Source organism: Tardiphaga sp. 768_D3_N2_1 (assembly GCF_052076105.1).
Lineage (GTDB): Bacteria > Pseudomonadota > Alphaproteobacteria > Rhizobiales > Xanthobacteraceae > Tardiphaga.
This window is the reverse complement of sequence record NZ_CP197245.1, coordinates 957,054-978,961: the sequence shown is the minus strand read 5'-3', so window position 1 is coordinate 978,961 and position 21,908 is coordinate 957,054. Positions and strand designations below refer to the sequence as shown.

The 21,908-nt window shown below is 61.6% G+C and carries 13 protein-coding genes; 4 read left to right on the top strand and 9 right to left on the bottom strand.

Going from position 1 to position 21,908, the window contains the following annotated elements:
• Positions 1-11: 11 nt before the first annotated feature.
• The 7 genes from AB8A27_RS04575 to AB8A27_RS04545 form a co-directional block, all read right to left on the bottom strand.
• Positions 12-1,727: an AMP-binding protein gene (locus AB8A27_RS04575; RefSeq protein ID WP_441240888.1), complete on the bottom strand. Its 1,716-nt coding sequence runs from the start codon at positions 1,725-1,727 to the stop codon at positions 12-14.
• 27 nt (positions 1,728-1,754) lie between these two features.
• Positions 1,755-2,630, bottom strand: a complete 876-nt coding sequence (locus AB8A27_RS04570) for an ABC transporter permease (RefSeq protein WP_441240887.1) — start codon at positions 2,628-2,630, stop codon at positions 1,755-1,757.
• Positions 2,627-3,583, bottom strand: a complete 957-nt coding sequence (locus AB8A27_RS04565; protein ID WP_068737345.1) for an ABC transporter permease — start codon at positions 3,581-3,583, stop codon at positions 2,627-2,629. Before AB8A27_RS04565 ends, AB8A27_RS04570 begins: the two co-directional genes overlap by 4 nt.
• Before the next feature lie 63 nt (positions 3,584-3,646).
• Positions 3,647-5,200 carry an ABC transporter substrate-binding protein gene (locus tag AB8A27_RS04560; RefSeq protein ID WP_441240886.1) on the bottom strand — a complete coding sequence of 518 codons (1,554 nt, stop codon included), beginning with the start codon at positions 5,198-5,200 and terminating at the stop codon, positions 3,647-3,649.
• A 19-nt stretch (positions 5,201-5,219) separates the two neighbouring features.
• A complete protein-coding gene (locus tag AB8A27_RS04555; protein ID WP_441240885.1) occupies positions 5,220-6,239 on the bottom strand; it encodes an ABC transporter ATP-binding protein in 1,020 nt (339 codons plus the stop codon).
• Positions 6,240-6,247: 8 nt separating this feature from the next.
• Complete coding sequence (locus AB8A27_RS04550) at positions 6,248-7,312, bottom strand: ABC transporter ATP-binding protein (RefSeq protein ID WP_441240884.1); 1,065 nt, start codon at positions 7,310-7,312, stop codon at positions 6,248-6,250.
• Positions 7,309-7,473, bottom strand: a complete 165-nt coding sequence (locus AB8A27_RS04545; RefSeq protein ID WP_441240883.1) for a hypothetical protein — start codon at positions 7,471-7,473, stop codon at positions 7,309-7,311. The genes AB8A27_RS04550 and AB8A27_RS04545 overlap by 4 nt, the downstream gene beginning before the upstream one ends.
• A 196-nt stretch (positions 7,474-7,669) precedes the next feature.
• On the opposite strand from AB8A27_RS04545, the gene AB8A27_RS04540 reads away from it, so the two are divergent.
• A complete protein-coding gene (locus tag AB8A27_RS04540; RefSeq protein ID WP_441240882.1) occupies positions 7,670-8,470 on the top strand; it encodes a GntR family transcriptional regulator in 801 nt (266 codons plus the stop codon).
• 108 nt (positions 8,471-8,578) lie between these two features.
• On the opposite strand, the gene AB8A27_RS04535 is transcribed toward AB8A27_RS04540, so the two are convergent.
• Positions 8,579-16,858, bottom strand: coding sequence for an ExeM/NucH family extracellular endonuclease (locus AB8A27_RS04535; protein WP_441240881.1), 8,280 nt, complete (start codon positions 16,856-16,858; stop codon positions 8,579-8,581).
• 569 nt (positions 16,859-17,427) lie between these two features.
• Here AB8A27_RS04535 and AB8A27_RS04530 point away from each other — a divergent pair.
• The 3 genes from AB8A27_RS04530 to AB8A27_RS04520 all read left to right on the top strand — a co-directional run bounded on the left by AB8A27_RS04530 (position 17,428) and on the right by AB8A27_RS04520 (position 21,016).
• Entirely contained in the window at positions 17,428-19,206 is a 1,779-nt protein-coding gene (locus AB8A27_RS04530) for a type I secretion system permease/ATPase (protein ID WP_441240880.1), read from the top strand.
• Positions 19,207-19,215: 9 nt separating this feature from the next.
• On the top strand, positions 19,216-20,541 hold the full coding sequence (locus tag AB8A27_RS04525) for an HlyD family type I secretion periplasmic adaptor subunit (protein ID WP_441240879.1): 1,326 nt from the start codon (positions 19,216-19,218) through the stop codon (positions 20,539-20,541).
• A 151-nt stretch (positions 20,542-20,692) separates the two neighbouring features.
• Positions 20,693-21,016: a hypothetical protein gene (locus AB8A27_RS04520; RefSeq protein ID WP_441240878.1), complete on the top strand. Its 324-nt coding sequence runs from the start codon at positions 20,693-20,695 to the stop codon at positions 21,014-21,016.
• Between the two features lie 586 nt (positions 21,017-21,602).
• On the opposite strand, the gene AB8A27_RS04515 is transcribed toward AB8A27_RS04520, so the two are convergent.
• Entirely contained in the window at positions 21,603-21,782 is a 180-nt protein-coding gene (locus tag AB8A27_RS04515) for a hypothetical protein (protein WP_441240877.1), read from the bottom strand.
• Positions 21,783-21,908 lie beyond the last annotated feature (126 nt).

Below are 21,908 nucleotides of genomic sequence, written 5' to 3'. Positions count from 1 at the left end.
AATTTTTCGATCTACTGCGACGTGTTGGCGTCGAGTTCCTGCTTCTTCACCTTGCCGGTGGCAGTCATCGGCAGCGCGTCGATGATGCGGATCTCGGGCACCTTGTAGACAGCCATCCGTTCGGCACACCACGCCTGCAGTTCGGCTGGCGTGATAGTGCCTCTCTCTTCCGGCTTGAGCTGGATGAAGGCGACCGGTACCTGCCCCTTGCTGGCATCGTCGCGGCCGACAACGCCTGAACCGAGCACCTTCGGATGCTGACCGAGTAGCGCCTCGATCTCCGGCGGAAACACGCTCATGCCCTTGACCTTCAGCATCTCCTTGCGACGACCGAGGAAGTGCAGGAAGCCTTCGGGATCGATGGTGCCGATGTCGCCGGTGCGCAACCAGCCATCGACGAGCGATTCCACCGTGGCCTGTGGCTTATTCCAGTAACTCTTGAGCAGCGATGGCGTCCGCACGCGGATCTCGCCCTCGCCTCCGAGCGGCACGAGTTCACCTGTCTCGAAATCGGTGATCTTGAACTCGGCGCCCGGAACGGGAAGACCAACGAAGATCGGCTGCGACAGGAGATCGAAATCATCGTCCTGGAATCCCGCAGTGAGGGTATTGGACGTATGCGTTTCCGTCATCCCCCACGAAGCCTCCGTCAGGATCGTTCCGGTGAGATCCTTCCAGCGTTTGCGATAGGCCGGATTGAGCTTCTTCACGAACGAGACGACACGCACCTGATTAAGCGATGACAGGTCGAATTCCTTGAAGCGCGGATGGTCCATCAGCTCGACGGCGCCATCGACCGGCATTGCGGTGACATTGACCTTGTAGCGATCAATCGCCGACAGCGCCCCGACCGCGTCCCAGCGCGCAAGCAAAACCAGCGTCACACCTGCGAACAGCGGGAAGATGAGGCCAAAATTCTCACCGGCAATCCAGAACTCAGGGAAGAACGACAGGAAGACACTGTCCTCGTCGGCAACCACCGAGATGCCGTAATTGGCTGCCGCCGTGTAGACCATGTCGCCCTGGGTGTGCACGCAGCCTTTGGGCATGCCGGTGGTGCCGCCGGTGTAGTTCAGCGCGGCAACATCATCGAGCGATGCCGGCGGCAGCGGCGTCGGCGCAGGCATCGCGGCCAGCGCCGGCAACAGATCGGTAGCACCGGGGACAGCAACACGCGGCCCGCTGATCGATTCAGGTACCGGAATAGTGGGCTTGGCCGGAATGACATCGGCGAAACTGGTGACGATCAGCTCGCGCAGTTTGGTCTCGCCGCGCACCTGATCAACCACCGGCACCAGCTGGTCGAGTGCCACGATCACTTCGGCATCGGTGTCGTTGAGCTCGTAGGAAAGCTCGAAAGCGCGCGACAGCGGGCTCACTGGCACATGAATGGCGCCGAGCTTGAGAATGCCAAAGAACACGATGTGGAATTGCGGACAGTTCGGCAGAAACACCGCGACCCGGTCGCCCTTGCGGACTCCCTTCTCCATCAGCAATGCGGCAAAGCGATCGCTCTGCGCGTCGAGTTCCGCATAGGTGGTGACGTGACCATAAAAGATCACCGCGGGCTTTTCAGGATTACGCTTCGCCCAGGCGCGCAAATATTCGGTCAGCGCGATTTCGCCATGCGGATATTGCGGCTTGTTAGGCGTGCCCTTGGGCCAGGCCTTGGCCCATAGCTCGTGCAGCTTGGCGAGATATTCGGTTTCTTTGGCGCTTGCGGTCATCACCGTCTTCCTTATTCTTGGTCTTGGTTAGTTGCGTTTCATTGTCGGATCGAGCGCAACGCGCAGCGATTCACCCAGTGTGTTGAAGGCCAGTGCGGTGAACAGGATCGCCAGGCCGGGCGGATACATCTGCTCCGGTGCGATCTCCATGTTCTGATAGGCGCGCGCCAGCATCGCGCCCCAGCTCGGATCCGGCGGCTGAATGCCGAGGCCGAGGAAGCTGAGACTGGCTTCAGCAAGCAATGCCGCCGCGAGCAAGAGCGTGACCTGAACGATCACTGGCTGGATGGCATTCGGCAGCACGTGGCGCCACAGGATGCGCGGCGTTGACCCGCCGAAGCAACGCGCGGCATCGACATAAAGCTCATTGCGCACCACCAGCGTGCGCGCCCGGACCAGCCGCGCCAGTTGCGGCGAAAACACGATGCCAACCGAGATCATGCCGTTCGTGAGGCCGATGCCCAGCGCACCTGTCACGGCGATCGCCAGCACGATGGCCGGGAACGACAGGAAGCTGTCGATGACACGGCTGATCACCGTGTCGACCCAGCCGCCGAGATAGCCCGCCAAGACACCGACCGGTACGCCGATCAGGACGGCGATCGTGACGGCGAGAAAACTCGCATAGAGCGAGGCCATGCCGCCATAGATCAGGCGACTGAGCGTATCGCGCCCGAGATCGTCGGCGCCGAGCCAGTGTTCCCGCGACATTGTCGCCAAGGCCGCATCGAGATCCTGTGCCGCAGGCGCATAGGGCGAGATCCATGGACCAAGGAGCGAGATCAGCAGCAGCGCGACGAGGAAGGTAAGGCTGAGCGCGCCGCGCAGGTCGGAAACAAACCAGCGTACAAAGCCAGACAGACGTCGCGGTCGACGTTCAGAGATCATCACCGCATCCGTCATGATGAAATCCTCGGATCGAGGACGCTGTACAGAATATCCGTGAGCAGATTGAGCGTGACGACGATCAGGACCATGGTGAACACCACGCCCTGCACCACCGGGAAATCGCGGTTCATCGCGCCGTTGACGATCAACCCACCCATGCCGGGAATTGCGAACACCGCCTCGACCACGACGGTCGCCGCGAGCAGGCGGTTCGCGAGCAGGCTGACGACGGTGAGCAGATTGACGCTGACATTCTTCAAACCGTGACGCCACAGGATGGACGACGGCGGCAAACCCTTGGCGTGCAGCGTGCGAACCTGTTGCGACGACAGTATCTCGACGAGTGACGACCGCAATTGCCGCGCCACCTCGGCAATGCCACCAGACGCAAGCGCCACCGCCGGCAGGATGGCGTGACTGAGCGACGCCCACGGATCTTTCATGAGCGATACTGCACCGGTGGCCGGTAGCCAGTTGAGCTGCAGCGAGAAGAACGCCACCAGCAGCATGCCGAGCCAGAAATTCGGCACAGCGACGCCGAGCGAGGCAATCGCCATGACGAAGCCGTCGATCCATGAGCCGGGCTTGGTTGCGGCGGCAATACCCAGGGGGATGCCCACCAACATGGCCATGAACAGCGCGAGCGCGACGATCAGCAGCGTATGCGGTAGGCAGCGCTGGATCGAGGTCAGTACCGCTTCGTTGGAAATCAGCGAGCTGGAGAGATCGCCATGCGCCGCCTTCCAAAGCCATGAGCCATATTGCAGCAGGAACGGCTGGTTCAGGCCATAGAGCTCGCGGATTTCGGCGATCCGCTGCTCCGACGCATTATCGCCAGCAAGCGTCACCGCAACATCGCCCGGCACCAGCTTGAGCAGGCCAAACACGATGAAGGTCGACAGCACCACCACCGGGATTGCCTGCAGCAGGCGACGACCGATGATGCGAAGACGTCCGGAATTCAACATGCGCAATTCACACCAATTGAGGACGCCGCGACGATCGCGGCGCCGGTTGCTGTGTCGAACGGATTAACCGAGCGAGATGTTTTCGAATTTCGGCTTGCCGAGCAGATTGGGCTTGAAGCCTTTCACCTTGGCGGACAGCGCATCGAGTTCGAACTGGAACGCGAGCGGTGCCGACAGAGCGTTCTCCACCGTGAATTTCTGGATCTTGGCGAACACTTCAGCGCGCTTGGCGAGGTCTTCGCTGACGCGGCTCTCCTGGATCAACTTGGACAGGTCAGGGTCGGCAGTGCGTCCGGCATTGTAATAGGCGCCTTTGTCGAAGCCGAGCGCATAGGTCATGCTCGGATCGGGACGACCGGTCCAGGCCGATACCAGGAGATCGAACTTCTTTTCGGTAGCGAAGAACTGCGCGCTGATTTCGGCGATGGTGCCGCGGGTAAATTTGAGACGGATCCCGGCCTTTCCGAGCTGATCCTGGATCACCTCGCCGCGGCGCACGGAATCCTGATCCGTGTAACCGCCGATGGTCAGTTCGAGCCCATCCTTGTAGCCGGCTTCGGCGAGCAACTGCTTTGCTTTCTCCGTATTGTACGGATACAGGCCAGCGACATCCTTGTTGAACGCCCAGTGCGAGCTCGGCAACGTCATGCGCGCGGCCTCGCCCAAACCATTCAGCGCCGCCTTCACGAAGGCATCGCGGTCGAGCGCAAAATTGATCGCCTGCCGAACCTTGAGATTGTCCAGCGGCGAACGCGCGTAATTCAGATAAAGCTGGATGCAATACAGTGTAGGCGAGCTGACGGTTTCCAGATTCTTGGCACGCTCGATCACCGGCTTCAGGCGGGCCGGTAGCTGGAACGCCATATCGTTCTGGCCGGCGACGACCGAACGCAAGGCGGTGGCGTTTTCGGGAATGATGTTGAATTCGATGCCGTCGAGATAGGGCCGTCCCTGGCGCCAGTATTGATCATGGCGGGTCACGACGATGATCTCGTTGTCGTTCCAGCGCACGAATTTCCACGGCCCGGCGCCGACCGGCTTGCGGTCGGTCTCATTGCCGAGCGCCTTGATATTGGTCGGCGACACCATCATGCCGGCGCGGTCCGACAGAATCGCCGGCAGCGCCGTATCGGGGTTCTTCAGCTTCAGCGTCACCTGGAGCGGACCGGTCACCTCCACCGCTTCCACGCTGGACAGATCAGGCTTGACGTTGGAGCGCTGGTCGGTGCGGTTGCGCTCCAGGTTGAATTTGACGGCCTCGGCATCCATCGGCGTGCCGTCATGGAATTTGATGCCGGTGGTAATGTCGAGCACCATGGTCTTCGGATCGGGAAACGTCCACTTCGCCATCCCCGGCTTCGGCTTCAACGTCTCGTAGTCCCACTCCACCAGTGTGTCGTACATGGTCCAGAGAATGCTGTGGTCGGAGCCGGCGCCGCCGGTGGCCGGATCGAGCGACGACGGATTGGCCGGTGCGGCGACCTTCAGCACGCCGCCCTTCTTGGCCTCCAGCGCCCAGGCAGGCAGGCCGAGCGCGCCGGTGGCGGCAGCGCCACCCATCAGTGCCAGCATGTCACGGCGGCGCAATGTTTTCTTGCCCAGATCAATTGTCTTCATTTGAAAATCCTCCCGATGATTATGATGCGCGTTGCGCTTTTTGATTATCTGGCGGTGGACCGTCCGCCGTGGCGAAATGGCAGGCCACGCGGTGTCCCGGCTTGACGTCGCGCCAGGCCGGCACTTCCTTCGCGCAACGCGGTTGCACCGACGGGCAACGCGTGCGGAAGCGGCACCCCGACGGCGGCGCCACCGGACTCGGAATTTCACCTTCGAGAATGATGCGGCGGTCGACCCGCAAATGCGACGGCAACGGGACTGGCTCGGCCGACAGCAGCGCGCGCGTATAGGGATGCAGTGGCCGCTCAACTACATCCTCGGCCGGACCAAGTTCCATCAGCTTACCGAGGTAGGTGACGGCGATGCGGTCGGAGATGTGCGAGACCACCGAGATGTCATGGGTGATGAACACATAAGTCAGACCGAATTCGCGCTGCAGGTCGGCAAACAGATTGAGCACGTCGCCGCGGATGGAGACGTCGAGCGCTGCGACCACCTCGTCGCAGACGATGACCTTGGGCCGTAACGTCAGCACGCGCGCGATATTGACGCGCTGCTTCTGGCCGCCGGACAATTGATGCGGATAGCGATCGGCGGCTTCGGCGGCGAGACCGACGCGCTCCAGCACCTCAATGCCACGGCGGCGGCGCGAGGCATGATCGCCCTCGCCCATGATCTCCAGCGGCTCGACCACGCTGTCAATGATCGTCATGCGCGGATTGAGCGCGGCATTCGGATCCTGAAAGATGATCTGGTAATCGCGGCGATGCTTGCGAAACGCGCTTGTACCAAGGGCAGCCGGATCCGTGCCGTCATGCAGGATCTGGCCATGACTCGGCGGCAGCAGCGACACCAGCGCACGGCCGAGCGTGGTCTTGCCCGAACCGGATTCACCGATGATGCCGAAGGTCTCGCCGGCGCGGACGTCGAAATCCATGCCGTCGATCGCCTTGACGGTGTCACGGCCGTCGCGGGTCGGAAACAGGATGCGCAGATCGCGCACCGCGAGAATGCCGCTGTCGCGATTGTGGCGTTGCATGCCTGACATCAATTCACCGCCCCCGGCAACACGAGTTCGGGAGCACGCCAGCAGCGCGCGGCGCGGCCATTCCCCATCTCGACCATCGGCTGGTTCTGCGCGCAGCCCGCAACGGCGTGGCTGCAGCGCGCGCGGAAGCGGCAGCCCGCAGGCATCGCGCTCGGTGATGGAACACGGCCGGGGATCGAGGCCAACACGCCGCGGCGCGGACTGAGACCGGGCAGCGAGCGCAGCAGTCCGGATGTATAGGGATGACGCGGCCGCGTCAGCACGTCGTCCACCGGCGCGTCCTCGACGACCTCACCGGCATACATGGTGATCATGCGGGTGCAGGTTTCGGCGACGACGCCGAGATCATGGGTAATGAAGATCAACGCCGTGCCGGTACGCTCGCTCAATGAACGCAAGAGATCGGTGATCTGCGCCTGCACGGTCACGTCGAGCGCCGTGGTGGGCTCGTCGGCCACAAGCAGCTTCGGCTTGCAGATCAGCGCCATCGCGATCATTACGCGCTGGCGCATGCCACCCGAGAGTTGATGCGGATATTCGTCGCAGCGCCGCTCCGGCGCGGGAATGCCGACTTCGCGTAGCGCCGCGATGGCACGTTCGCGCCCCTCCGCTCGGCTGACCGGAAAATGGATACGATAGGCCTCGCTGATCTGGTCGCCGACCGTGAAGACGGGATCGAGCGCGCTCATCGGCTCCTGGAAGATCATCGCGATCTCGCGCCCGCGCACGGCGCGCATACGTCGCGGCGACAGCGCGGCCAGGTTGGTCCCGTTGAACAGGATATCGCCCTGGATTCGCGCCGATTGCGGCGACAGCAGTCGCAGCAGCGAGAGACCGGTGACGGTCTTGCCGCATCCGCTCTCACCAACCAGACCAACGCGCTCGCCCGGCGCGATAGTGAAATTCACATTGCGGGTAATCGGCAGCGCGCCTTTCGCAGTCGCAAACGACAGCGAAAGATCGCGGACCTCAAGCAACGGCGGTGGCGACGCGCCGACATGCGCGGTCGCATCTGCTCGTGATGCGCGCACAGGGGAAGCGGATATGTCGATCGCGCCCGTCATCGCAGCGCGCTCGCCCAAATGCGACCAGATGCGATGCGCATGATGTGTTGTGGTTGAGAAAGCCGCGAATCCAGCGTCCGCGCATGGCGATCGAAGCCGCAGATGCGCGGCTGTCGGGGCGTTGTCAGCCGGGCATGCGCCGGCGCGAACATGGTCGCCATGTTACCTCCCTTGCCATCCCGGTCGTGCAGATCTTGCCGACTGCCCGCGGGACGTTCCGTCGCGCTCCGGCTTGAGCCGGTATGTGTGAAAGCGACGGTGCCCAATGAAAGGTGACTGGTTGTCAATTGTCAACAATTGACTTCTGCGATACCTAGGATTGTATTGCTCGATATGCGAGCACCGACAGGAGGGGTTATGGCAGCGACATTTCGCAAGCCATCCGCTGACAACGAAAGCGACGTCGAACGGAGATTTGCGCCGCGCACGATCCCCGACCAGATTGCCGAAGAACTCGGCGCCGAGATCGTCTCCGGCCGCCGCAAAGCGGGCGAGCGTCTTGTCGAACTCGACCTGGCGCGCGATTTCGGCGTCAGCCGTGGCCCAATCCGTGAAGCGATCCGCATTCTCGAGCGCCGTCGCCTGGTCGACATCTTTCCGCGGCGCGGCGCCTATATCAGGCCGCTATCACTCAAATCGGTGGCTGACCTGTTTAATGTCCGCACTGCACTGTCGATGCTGGCAGTACGGACCATGGCGACCACGCCGGTCGAGAGCTTCATCGACACATTGGCGCGCCGCTGCGACGAGTTGAGAGCCGGAGTCGAGATCGATGATCCGATGGCTTTCGCACGCACCACGACGCGGGCGGTAAAGACCATTGCGCGCGGCTCGGGCAACGAACTGCTTGTCGAACTGCTCACCGACCTGGCCAACCAGACCGTATGGGAAACCATCTGGAAGACGCCGCTAGACTATCAGACCCGCGACATCCGCCGACTCAGTGCCGACCTGATGGCATCGACGCTGAAGGCGATCCGGCAGCGCAAGCCGAATGCCGCTGTCACACATCTCGGCCAGCTTCTGGAAAGTGATCGCGACCGCGCCTTGTCCACCCTGTCGCGCATTCGTGGAGAGACATTCGACCTGAGTGCACTAACACCTAGTGATGCGCACGGCATTGTGGCAGCAGACATTACGCTCGCTTCGCGCGGGTGAAATTCGGCGGGACGGCAGGCTCAGACGGTAGCGGCTCGCAATTCATCAACGCAAAAAACGTAAGGTGCACACGGGGCGCAAGTTGCGCCCCGTGTGCCGTACCCGCTCCTAGACGAAGCGGAAGTCGTCAGCAGTCAGCGACGCCAGGCTGGTGTTGGCGAGCGTGACTGCGTGGTTTTCATCCAGCGTCACCACGATGCTGCTGCCGACCTGGGCTGCGTGAGACATCACGTCTGCATAGTCGGAGAACAGATCGCTCGAGAACTGGATGAAGTCCTTGGAAGCTCCACTCGCAGCGAAGTCGGTGATCATATCCTTTCCGAACCCGGCGGCGAACACGAACACGTCGGAGCCAGAACCGCCAGTCAGGATATCGTCGCCGATTCCACCGTTGATGATGTCGTTGCCGGAGCCGGCATTCACCTTGTCCGCACCCGCACCGGCCACGATGATGTCGTCGCCCGAGCCGGCATCGATGATGTCGTTGCCGTCACCGCCATCTACGCTGTCATCGCCGGACCCGGCCTTCAGCGTATCGTTGCCGATGCCGCCTGACACCACGTCGTCGCCGGAACCGCCGTCGATCGCGTCGTCACCAATGCCGCCGCTGAGCACATCGTCACCCGCACCGCCATTGATGGTGTCGTTGCCGGCACCGCCATCGAAGGTGTCGTCACCGTTGCCGCCGGTGATCTGATCATTGCCCGTACCGAACAGGATCGACTCGATGCCAGTGAAATGATCGGTACCGATCCCGGCCCCGGTCACTGTTCCGGCCGCATAATTGACCGACACCGCCCCGGTCGCATCCGACAGGTCGAGCACGTCATAGCCCGCTCCGCCGTCGATCGTGTCGTTGCCGGCGCCGCCACGCAGGATGTCGTCGCCGTCGCCGCCGTTGAGAACGTCGTTGCCCGCACCGCCGATTAGCGTGTTGGCACCGTTGGTTCCGATCAGAAGATCGTCATAGCCAGTCCCGACCGCATTTTCGATATTGCTGAAGTGATCTGCGCCAGCGAGGTAGCCGGGGTAGTAAGCGAGCCCGGCCGACAGATCCACCGTCACCTCGAAGGTTATCTGGCTGTAGTCGATCGTGTCGATGCCGTCACCGCCGTCATAGGTATCCAACCCGCCGGTACCGATGAAGGTGTCATTTCCGCTTCCGCCGAAGACCAGATCATTTCCGGCAGAGCCGGTGACCGTGTCGTCGCCGTTGGTGCCGACCACCAGCTTCCAGGCCCCATCGACAAAATTGAGCTGCTCGACATTACGCAGCGTGTCGATCCCGTCGGGCGTGCCATTGCGCAGGTCGGTGAGCTTGACGGAGCCGTCGCCGTTCAATGCGATACCGTAATTGCTGAACGATCCGGTGTAGAACGCCTTGTCGATGCCGTCTCCACCATCGATGCTGTCATTGCCGCCATCACCATGAATGGTGTCAGCTCCAATGCCGCCGGCGATATCGTCATTGCCGGATCCACCCTTGATCAGGTCATCGCCGTCGTTGCCATAGAGCGTATCGTCGTCAGCGCCGCCATCGACCTGATCGTTGCCGGCACCGGCATAGATGTAGTCGTTGCCGGCACCGCCGCTGAGGATGTCAGCACCACCATAGGTGTAGTCCATGGCCATCGTATCGCTGCCGTCGCCGCCATCGATCTCGAAGCCGCCAGCCGAGGTGGAGAGAGCGACGTCGTCGCCGGTCCCGAGCAGGATCTTGCCGGTCACCGTCGCACCGACGTAGAGGTTCACCTGATCGTTGCCGGCGCCCATGTCGATCGCCGATCCACCGGTCGCAACGATCGAGCCGGAGTTGTTCAGGGTGTCCCTGGCTCCGCCCATCGATATGCCGCCGATGATCCGGCCCGTGCTGTTGTTGCCGACGAAATCCTCATAGTCACCGACCAGATTGATCGCCTCGTTGCCGCGCAGGTCGAAACGAGCGGCATCCGCTGGAGCCACGCCTTCCGGACCGTGCCCGTCGCCCTTGATGAGACCATCATTGACAATCGTGCTGGCGCCGAACGCGGCGGCATTGCCGGAATTGTCCACCTGGATGGCGCGACCGTAACCGTAGATCTCGCCCGTGGCGCTGTTGACGACAGAGCCTCCACCCATGGCGATGGCCTCGGAGACGTTCGGCTCACCGTCATGATACCCTTCGGCACCGAGACCAGAGATACGGCCGTAATTGAGGACCTGCACCAGACCATCGACATCGATGGCGTCGCCATCGGAGTCGGTGAGTTCGGCAGAGCGGCCTTCCATAATGCCGTGATTGGTGATGAAGACCTTCTCGGCCTCGGAGCCGCCATTGTCGATGTTCACCGCCGAGCCGTTGCGACCGATCATCGTGCCTGAGTTGACAACGGTCACGGCATTGTCGCCGGTCACGGCATGGCGCGAGCCCTCCATCAGACCACCGGCATAGTTGTTGACCTTGCCGCCGGTATCGCTTTGGAAGTCGATCAGGTCGCCTCCGCCGACGAAGGTCGGATCGGTCGTGATCGCGCCCCAGTTGTTGACAACCCCATCATTGCCGAGGCGGATCACATCGGTGTCGCTGCCGTACTGGCGGATGATGCCGCCGGCAAGGTTGTTGATGACCGCCGAGGCTCCGGCGCCATCGAAGTTACGGAAGTCCAGGACACGACCGCCCGCTTCCATGACGCCGGCATTGTTGATGGTGATGGTCGCATCGGCGTGTCCCGCCTGTTGCGGGTTCAGCGCTCCGCGCACGGTGCCGCCCGTTGCGTTGTTGAAGACCAGCGACCCCGTCGCACCGGACGTGGTGCTGAGCACGCGGCTCGATCCTTCGATCAGGCCGGCGTTATCGACCACGGCGGCGCCACCTCCCGACCAGGTGATGGCGGTGCCGGCGATCAGCTTGCCGCCTGCGGCGATCACCAGCGTGTCGGCACCGTTGCGCGTCACGCCGGATTCCAGCGTCGCTCCGTCTTCAACCGTGACGTGGTCGTAACTGACCGTGGAGCCCACGGTCCAGGCGCCACCATGGACCAGCAGATTCTCGACATTGATCACCGTCGAGCCATCCAGCGAACCGGTGCCGCCGCCGACCAGCTTGACCGTGTCGTTGCCCGCACCGCCATCGATCAATGCCGGCGCGTAATCGTCGGTCGAGACCTCAATGACGTCGTCGCCGTCGCCGCCGGACGCGATATCGCCGGCTCCGGCAATCAGCCGGTCGTTACCTACGCCGCCATCCAGCGTATCGTAACCCTCGCCGCCGTCGAGAACGTCGTCACCGGCGCCACCGGAGAGCGTGTCGTCGCCTTCACCGCCTGCGAGAACGTCGTTGCCGGCATCGCCGCTGAGATTGTCGTCACCCTCGCCACCGGCGAGGTCGTCGTTCCCTGCGCCGCCGAGCAGCGTGTCGTCGCCGTCGCCGCCCGAGAGCGTGTCGTTGCCGAGTGCGCCAGTAAGGACATTGTCGTCATCGTCGCCAACCAGCACGATCGGCTGAACGGACAGCACCGTATCTTGCCGGTAATCGAGATTCTGGATCCGGGTGTCATGCGCACGGTCGGTGTCGAGTACGCCATAGGGTGTCTCGGAATAATGCGCTGCCAGATATTCGGCGAAGGCGTCCTGCTCGGTGCCTTCGGCCGCGAAGTTGGCGACCTGGCCAGCGTCGGGCAAGAGGCTCGGAGTGAGGTTCACGACATTGGCAAAGGCCGGATTGGCCGCAATGAAGCTCGCAAACGGATATCCGTCGCCACCTGTGAGCAGGAAGCTCAGCGTCACAACGCGGATCGCCATGTCAGCGTTGACGACGAGTTCACCGTTCTCGACCAGGACAAGGACGGGATTGCCGTTCTCGTCGATCAGCGCAGCCGACTGAATGCGGTTGCCGGCCGGGCTGTCCTTGTCGAAGGAGTAAGCGATACCGCCAACCTGAGCGAACTGACCGGGGGTGGCGCCATTCGCAGTTGCGGCCACCGCATGCTCCAGCACCGTCAGCAGCTGTGTTGCCGTCACCGTTACCATGGACAGGGCATTGTTGAAGCGCAGCGAGTTGGCGATGTCGAGCTGCGAGATGTCGCCCTCTTCCTTGCCTACCTCGGGATTGGCCGAAGGCGGATTCTCCTGAGCGTTGCCACCCACTGCGGACACGTTGCCGATCGAGTCGCGGATACCACCGCCGTTCTTGATCGAGACCATCACCGTCGCATCGGCCTTCTGGGCGTACCAGAGATTGGCGTCGGCCGTGAGGTTGCCCAGATTGGTCTCCTCGGTGCGAACCTCGCCGCGGCGGCCTTCCAGATAGACATCGGTGCTACCGAACAGATTACCGTCCTGAGCGTCGATCACATTGCCGACTCCCTGGGCGATGTCGTTGACAAGATCACCCTTGCTGCCTTCAGCAAACGGATTGGCATCTGCTGCATCGATATCCCCGTCGCCGTCCACATCGATCACGTCGTCATAGAGATCGGCGACCTCTTCGTCGGTGGTCGCATAGGCACCGCTGACATTCGGATCGACGCTGCCCGCGATGACATTGCCATTGGCGTCGAAATCGACCACCAGCCGGCCGACATAGGAGTATTCGCCGTCGGTATTGACGATCAGCGTGGTGTTGCCGTCGGCATTATGGGTCACGATCGGGTAAGTGCCATCGGCAGTATCGCCTGGACGCAGCGTATCCTGTGCGTCAGCAAGCAGCGTGTTCGATCCGCCCGAGATGATGATGTCGACGCCGTGTAGCAACGGTGCAAGTGCCTGCTCGAACGCGATCTGCTGAAGATGGCTGACCAGGATGATCTTGTTGATGCCCTGGGCGATCAGGCTGTCGATGGTCGGCTGCAGGATCGCAGCAAGTGCGACCATGTCGTCGACATCGTCGCCGATCACCTCGACGCCACCGGTTGAAGAAATGCTTTCGACGATCTGGGTGGTAGCGCCCACCACGCCGATCTTTTCGCCACCCTCCTCGATGATGGTTGCGGGCGCGATCTTCTTGCCAATGCCGGCGGCTGGCGGGAAGCCGGTATAGTTTTCAGCATTCTGGATGAGGCTGGTATAGAGGCCGGCGAGATTAGGATCGCCCGAGAAATCCAGATTGGCCGATAGGAAGGGGAACTGTGCGCCCGGGAAGCCGGCAGTCTGCCGAATGATCGCCGCGAGCGGGTTGGTGCCGGCGTCAAATTCGTGATTGCCGATCGCCGAGGCCTGCACGCCGATGATGTTCAACATCGAGATATCGGCAGTGCCGAATCCGGGCGTGATGTTCAGCGTGCCACTGGCAAGACCGTAATAGGTCTCGAGCGCGGTCTCATAGACTTCCTTCAACGAGGCGTCGCTGCCGGCGCTGAAGAACGGGCTGGGGATGAAGTTGTCGCCCGACGACAACGTGATCGAATTCGCCTGTGTCTCTTCGAGGTAATCGACGATGGCGGCGAAATTTCCGGCGCGATCGACCGCATTGAGACCGGCCTCGAAATCCGACGCATGCAGGATCTGGAGCCTGTAGGTCGACGGCGTGTGGTTCTGGTTGAGATCGAGACCGACGATGACCGGATCATGGTCGGAAACGCGGACATTCGTATCGGCATCGAAGATCGCCGGATCGCGCGAAAAGTCCGTGTTGTAGTCGAGTGCATCGGCCTCATCTGCATTGATGTGCCAGGTGGTGACACCAGTGACCTGCGACGACAGGCTGTCATTCGCGAAGGCATAATCGAGGGTACCGGTCTGACCGTCGAAGACGTAGGAATAGGCATCACCCTCGCGATCATGCAAGTTTTCAAAACCAGCGTTCTCGATGATGCCTGTTGCCTGCTCCTTGGCATAGCTGTTGAAATCGCCGAGCATCAGCACGTCGCTGTCGCCGGAACCGGTCGGATCGCTATTGGCCCAGGCGGTGAGCGCAGTCGCTGCGAGTTCGCGCTGGTTCTGCCAGTTGCCCTGACCGTCACCCTGATCGGCATCGAGGCCGGTGCCGGTGCCGCTCTTGGATTTGAGGTGGTTGGCGATTGCGGTGAAAGTTTCACCGGTGGCGATCTGCTCGAACGTCACTGCAAGCGCATTGCGGCTGGTATTCGCGCCGTCGAAGATATGCCCGACGGTGCTCTGGCTCAGCAGACCAGAAAGCCCGAGACCAGGCAGATCGGCATCGTTAAGGATCGCGACCGTCGTCCCGTCCGCGATTTTCACATCCGCGGTCTTGTAGATGAAGCCGACCGCGATGGCATCACCACCAACAAACTGCTGACCGGGATTGACCCAGGCATAGGTGCCAGGACCCGCAGCGGCATTGAGCTGGCCGACCAGATATTCGATCGCATTGCCCGACGAGCCGGGAAGAAAATCGTTCTCGAGCTCGGTCAGCGCCAGCACGTCGGCATCCATTGCAAGAATGGTATCGACGAGCTTGCCAGTCTGGCGGGAGAATTCGACGGCGTCGTTGGCACCGCGCGGCTCCTGGCCGATGGCGGTGCTGGCACCATTGTCCAGCGTCTTGAAGAAATTGAGGACGTTGAAGCTTGCGACCTGGAGCGTGCCACCGACGTCTGCGGGTGTGGCGGTCCGCGGCGTTGCGCCGTCGTCGAATGTATTGGTGCCATTCTCGACGGAGCGGATCCGCCAAGTCGCGCCCGATGCGGCATTGCCAGCCCACTGATAGTCGAGCACGCCGGTCAGCCCGGTGATCGTGTCTCCCATCCGCGGCGCGGTGGCGGTGTTGTAGGTCGGACCGAAGCCGTCGAGATTGCTGATGGCCGCGTTCTGGACGTTCAGGCCGTCATCATAGGTGATGGTACGCGAACCGAGTTCGGCAAGATAGGCCTGGTAGGCTGCAGCGTCCGGCACATTTTCCTGCGTGAACTGCGCCGGGCGATCGCCCGCCACCAGCTTGATTTCGTTGAAGCGATCGAGGTTGAACTGCTCAGTGATCACGAGCGTCTCTGGCAGCGTGACCAGCATGCCTTCATAGGCTTCGAGGTTCGGCTGATAGTCGCCGTCCTGGCTCAGCGTGGTGCCGGCGCCCGGCAGATCAATCACAGTCGCCATCGTGCTGATGTCGGCAACCGCGCCCGCTTGAACCACGGAAATGTTGGTTGCGGTGAGTTCGGTGAGACCGAAATACTCGCTGATCGAGCCGGTGACACGGACACGGTCGCCGACGGCCACGTCCCCGTTTCCGCCGAATACGAAGATGGCTTCGGAGGTCAGGACATTACCATCGGAATCGGTCACCTCTTCCTGAACATAGAAGCCGTTCAGGTTGCGGCTGTTGTCGCCGTCCCCGTTCTGGAAATCGCCGACGACGATCGCTTCGACGGTGACCGTCTGGCCGACCATTCCGCTGGTGGCGCCGGTGCCCTGGATGGCACTGATCTTGGTGATCGCGACATCATCATTGACGATAGTGCCGGTGGCTTGTGCGGTGCCGATCGTGGTCGCCACGGCGGTGGAATTGGAGGCGCTCTGAAGCGTCAGCGTGAAATTTTCATTCGACTCGCTGGTGGTGTCACCGGCGACCATAACGGTCACCGTTGCCGAGCCCTGCCCAGCCGGAATCACACCGCTAAAGCTGCTCGGCACGCTTCCGACGAAGTCCGATGCGTCGGTCTGCGCAGAGGCGATGGTTCCGGAGAATGAGACATCGCCATCGGTGCCACCGCTGCGCTCCACGGTGAATTGATAAACCGTCGAGCCGCTATTGCCCTCGTCATGCGAGACCGACACCGTGCCGGCAGAAAAGCCGACGGTCTGGCCTTGGGCCGGGGTGCTGGCGTTGCTCGCGACGCGGATATCGTCGATCCCGACCCACTCGTCATTGCCACCGGCATTGGTAGTGAGGATCCGGACCTGCAAATCCGCGTGACCATTGACTTCGGACGGCAGCAGCAAATTGAAAGGCGTCACTTGAGTTGCGGCATTCGCGGTAGTCACGTCGGCAGCGTAGCCGCCTGGCACATTTGTCCAGGTCCCGGTGGAGCCGATCCGATACTGCACGGCAATCGGCTGGGTCGCGTCGTCCGCGCTGCCGTCGAGATCGCGCGCATTGAACGTCAGTCGCACATTGTCGCGGCCGCTCGCATCGAGATAGAGCACGAGGCTCGGCGCGTCGGCGGTACCCGAGCCATTGAGCGCGACGGTCGGATTGGCAATCGCGAATTCGGCAACACCACCATTGCTCAGAGTATTCGGCGCAGTCTGATTGGCGATCACATCGACGGCGCCGAGCCCAGCGCCGGTCAATGTCCGCGGATCGGTGCCGGTTGGCGAACCAGCGTTGATGTCACCGAGATAGCCGACGATCGATGGAACGGAAGACCAATTGTCATCGGCGCTGATCGCACCGGCATTGGACCAATCCTGGACGAGATCGCTAACGGCAAGAGCGTGATATGTCGTTGACATGAAATCTGCTTCCATCTTTTAGGCGCGCGTCGAACATCGCTCGCTCCGCAAATGCGAAGACGCGCGACCGACTGCCTTTGGTTAACGAAAAGTTAATGCGCCGGATGTAGCCACGTCGATTTAACAGCCACGTGACTGGTTTCTTACGTCGCAGTGAAGCCCCGAGCCGACTGCTCTTTTTGCTCGACTCTACAAAGGCGACGCAGAAAATCGCGACATCGTGCCACACCCGCAAAAGTGCAAAGCGTTGCGGGTTGCTACATCTCGATCTCGGATTGATAGCGCGCGCATCGAATGACGATGGAACTGATCGAGCTACACTTAATTCGATCTTCCAATGATCGCGTAGCAAACAACAGTTGAAGTTCACGCACGCGGCACACAAGAACAAATGTGTTTGCTGTTGCAATGTCTTGCCGCGCAACATCGCTCGCAATTCATGTGGCCGACCGCGCGGATTGGATCATTGCACGCGCACGCAATCCACGCGCTGTCACGCAGTTGACGCTGAAGCCAGATAACGAACTCGACCGGCGCGCATCGCTGTCGCTTACTGGCCTAGGTGAAATATGACCGCAGCAATTTCGGCCGACAGAACAGCCGGATCGAAGCACCAAGATCTTCCGAGCGCGGCTCTCGCATCATGTCGCAGCGCGTTCCTGTCTGTCGGGTTGTTCTCCGCCGTGGTCAACATCCTGATGCTGACCGGATCCATTTACATGCTGCAGGTCTATGACCGCGTCATTCCCTCGCGCAGCATTCCTACTCTCGTATCGCTGTCGATTATCGTAATTGCGATCTACGCCGTGCAGGGTATTTTCGACTGGTTGCGCCAGCGGATCCTGACGCGCATCGGAGCTGCACTTGACGGCGCGCTGTGGGAGCCGGTGAATTCCGCCATTCTGCGATCACCGTTGAAGTCGAGCCGCGGTGGCGGTGTTCAACTCTCTCATGATCTGGATTCAGTGCGCGGGTTCCTGTCCGGCCTCGGGCCGACCACGCTATTCGATCTACCGTGGATGCCGCTATATCTCGCCGGGTGCTTCCTGCTGCATCCATATCTTGGATGGACCCTGGTCGGCGGCGCAACCATTTTGTTCGGTATTGCTCTTGTTACAGAAATTCTGACGCGGAAGCCCACACGAGAAGCATCCCGCAATGCCGCCATACGCAACATCCAGTTGGAGGCAGGACGCCGCAATGCCGAGGTCGTCGCCGCCCTCGGCATGGAGCGACGAGTCATCTCACGCATCGGTGCAGCCAATGCCGATCAGATCGCCGCTCAGCAACGCGGCTCTGACATTGCTGGCGCGCTTGGCACGCTGTCGAAGACCCTGCGGTTTATCTTGCAATCGGCATTGCTCGGATTAGGCGCTTGGCTGGTGATCGAAGGACAGGCCAGCAGTGGTGTGATGATTGCCTCCTCGATCATGGGCAGCCGTGCGCTGGCTCCCGTCGAACTGGCGATCTCGGTTTGGCGTCCTTTCATCGGCGCCCGTCAGGCCTGGCAGCGGTTACGCGATGCACTGTCGTCTCAAGACGAGAGACCTTCTGCGGTTGCCCCGGAACGTGCTCGACACATTCTTACGGTCGATCAGGTTTTCATTGCCGCGCCGGGTGGTACCAAGGCCATTGTTCAGAACGCCTCATTCCAACTCAAGGCCGGCCAGGCTATTGGAATCATCGGACCGTCGGCGTCAGGCAAATCCACATTGGCGCGTGCGCTGGTCGGGATCTGGCCCGCAGCCCGCGGCGAGATCCGGCTCGATGGCGCAACCCTCGACCAGTGGCCCGACGAAATCCGCGGCGGCTTGATGGGCTATCTGCCGCAAGACGTCGAACTGTTCGACGGCACGGTGGCTGAGAACATTGCCCGTTTCGATCCGGAGATGAATGGACCAGCCGTCATTGCCGCCGCGAAAGCCGCAGGCGCCTATGACATGATCCTCAACCTCCCAAAGGGCTTCGAGATGCGGATCGGCGAAGCCGGCGCTGCTCTCTCGGGTGGGCAGCGGCAACGGGTAGCGCTTGCACGCGCGCTCTATGGGGATCCGTTCATGGTGGTGCTCGACGAACCGAACGCCAATCTCGACGTCGAAGGCGACGCTGCATTGACCCAGGCAATTAAGGGCGTGCGCGAGCGCGGCGGAATCGCCATCATCGTCGCGCACCGCCCGGCGGCTCTCGCAGGAGTCGATCTCGTGATGACGCTGGCCAATGGCCAGGTCCAGGCATTTGGTCCGAAAGATGAAGTTCTGCGCAAGGCGCTTGCCTCGCAACACCCGGCGAACCAGGTGGCGCCACAGCCGGTGCACGAAGTCCGCATGACCGCTGACGGCCGAAGCTGAGGAAACCTGATGCCAAATTCTGCAGCGTCCAACTCAAGCCGTCCCGATCCCTTCCGCGATATCCGGCGAACAGCTTATGCGGGGCTGGCTATACTCGCCGTGGCGATCTCCACCGCCGGCGTCTGGGCGGTGACCGCGCCACTCGCGAGCGCGGTAATTGCGCCGGCACAGATCGTGGTCGATAGCAACGTGCGCAGGGTTCAGCACCCGACCGGCGGGGTGGTTGCCGAGATTCTTGTCAACGACGGAGACCGCGTGCGCGCAGGCGACGTTCTGGTCCGGCTTGACGAGACCATGACGCGAGCCAACCTGGCGCTGATCGAAAATCAGCTCAACCAGTTCTGGACGCGCCGGGCGCGGCTGCGCGCGGAACAGGACGGCCGCGATGCTTTCGTCATACCGGTTGAACTTGCGGACCGTATCGAGTTGCCCGCGATCGCCGACATCATCGCCGGCGAGACGAGCCTGTTGCTCAGACGACGCGAAGCCGTCAGCGGCCAACAGTCGCAACTGCGTGAGCGCACATCGCAGATCGGTGAGGAGATCCACGGCCTCGCCGCTCAGATCGAGTCGAAGCGCGAACAGATCCGACTGATCCAGCGAGAGCTCGAAGGAGTTCGCCAGCTCTTCGAGAAAAATCTAATTCCCTACGCACGGCTGACGACACTCGAGCGCGAAGCCGCACGACTGATCGGCGAGGAAGGACAATTGATCGCCGAAACGGCGCGGGCCAAAGGCCGCATCACCGAGACAGAACTTCAGACGTTGCAGGTCGTGCAGGATCAGCGGCGCGAGATCGCGACCGAGCTGCGTGAGGTGGAGATCAAGATGGCCGATCTCTCCGAGCGCCGGATCGCGGCGGTCGACCAGCTCGCGCGCGTGATGCTGCGGGCGCCGCAGGACGGGATGGTTCACCAGAAGACGATTCATACGGTGGGCGGCGTTATTACTGCGGGCGAACAGTTGATGCTTATCGTTCCGGAGAAGGATTCTCTCGTGGTCGAGGCGCGGGTTGATCCGCAAATGATTGACCGCCTCCGATTGGGTCAGTCCGCGAAGCTGCGTTTCACCGCATTCGATTCCGCTGTCACACCGGATCTCAACGGAAGACTTACCCGCATAGCGGCCGATCTCACAAAAGACCCGCAGTCCGGCGCGTCCTATTATGTAGCGCGCATTGGCCTCGTCGATGGAGAGCTCGCCAAACTCGGCCAGAAGGCCCTTGTCCCGGGCATGCCGGTCGAAGCCTATATTCAGAATGGCTCCCGTACTGCGTTCGCCTATCTCCGCAAGCCGATCGAGGACCAACTGGCTCGCTCGTTCCGTCACGACTGATCGAGCCGCGCCGACCTCCTCAGAGCTGAGTAGGGTCATCCCTCCGCATTGATGACCCCATCAATCCGCGCAAGGTTTTCCGTGACTGTTCATTACCCATACCGCGGCACCCTTCTCTCAGCATCAACCTAAGCGAATCGGCGGCGACATCATGGACCGGCATGAGGGACGCGAGCTGTTGCTCGCAGATACGATAGCATTCCTGCAGCAGGCGATCGGAGAAGGACTGGTGCTCGCCGTCAAGCTGAAGGCCCCGCTTTCGCCGGAGATCGTCGCCGCGGCCAGGTATTTGCGGGGATATCACGAGGGACCGAGGCCGACGCAGATCGAAGAGCTGCGCAGGGAGCTCCGTACTGTCGTCGAGGTGTTCGGTAAGATGCAGTCCGCCCTGCGTCGCAGGCAATTGGGTGACGATCAGATCGTGATCGAATGCGTAACGGGCAACGACAAACCGATGGTGATGAAGGCCGCCTGACGGCCCAATCCGCCACCCTTGCCCGGTCCGCTGAACCTCGGGCACGCGATCTGCGACTAATCGGCATGCCACATGCCCTGACACGCGCCTGGACGAGATTGATGGACTGGATCGAGAATGCCGTCCATTTCGTGGACTGGCTGACGGACAACCCATCCCCCACCAACAAGTTTCTGAACGAGCCTGGCATCAACGGACGACCCGCGACCGACAAACGCCCGCCTCGTTAATGCCGACGTCGTGCGGGCTTCAGTTGACCGAGACCGATCGTCGCCCTCGGGGGCCGCGCCAGCTTGCTGGCGCATAGGGGAGCGCCGTGTATGACGGTGAGCGCCTCGCCGCTGTGGCGCCACGCGACACGCGGCCCTTCGGCGCAAACATCCACCCGATCAGGCCAAGCGTCGTTTTACACGTCGCGGCGGGCGCCGACGCTGCCACCGATGTCGCCTTCAGTCCAAATTGTCTGGGCATCCAAACCTCCATCCCGGGATTCCGATTACGCCAAAAGGGCGTCCCGAATCCCAGCCGAGTTTGAATTTATACACCGCGAATCTTGTGGCGCACTTGCGCTGCATCAAGTCACCCATCAGTGCAGAACGGTGTGCACCATCTGCTCATCGAACGGCCGTGCGGCTATCTGCGCACGCAGTTCGGCCAGTTCGGTCTCGAGTTGCTGATTGACGAGAATGAGTGCTGCCACGACACCACGGGTGTCACCGTGGCATGCGGCGATGAGATCGTCGACTTCCGCATCTAGCTTGGTCATTAAAAAATCTCCTGCCACGCTTTTAAGTGCCTTCAAATATGGGCCAAGCGTTGCATCAATATTAAAGGATACCGGAGTCCTCGGCGTCATCGTCAACGTGCATGAATACCGGTTAAGGGCGCCTTT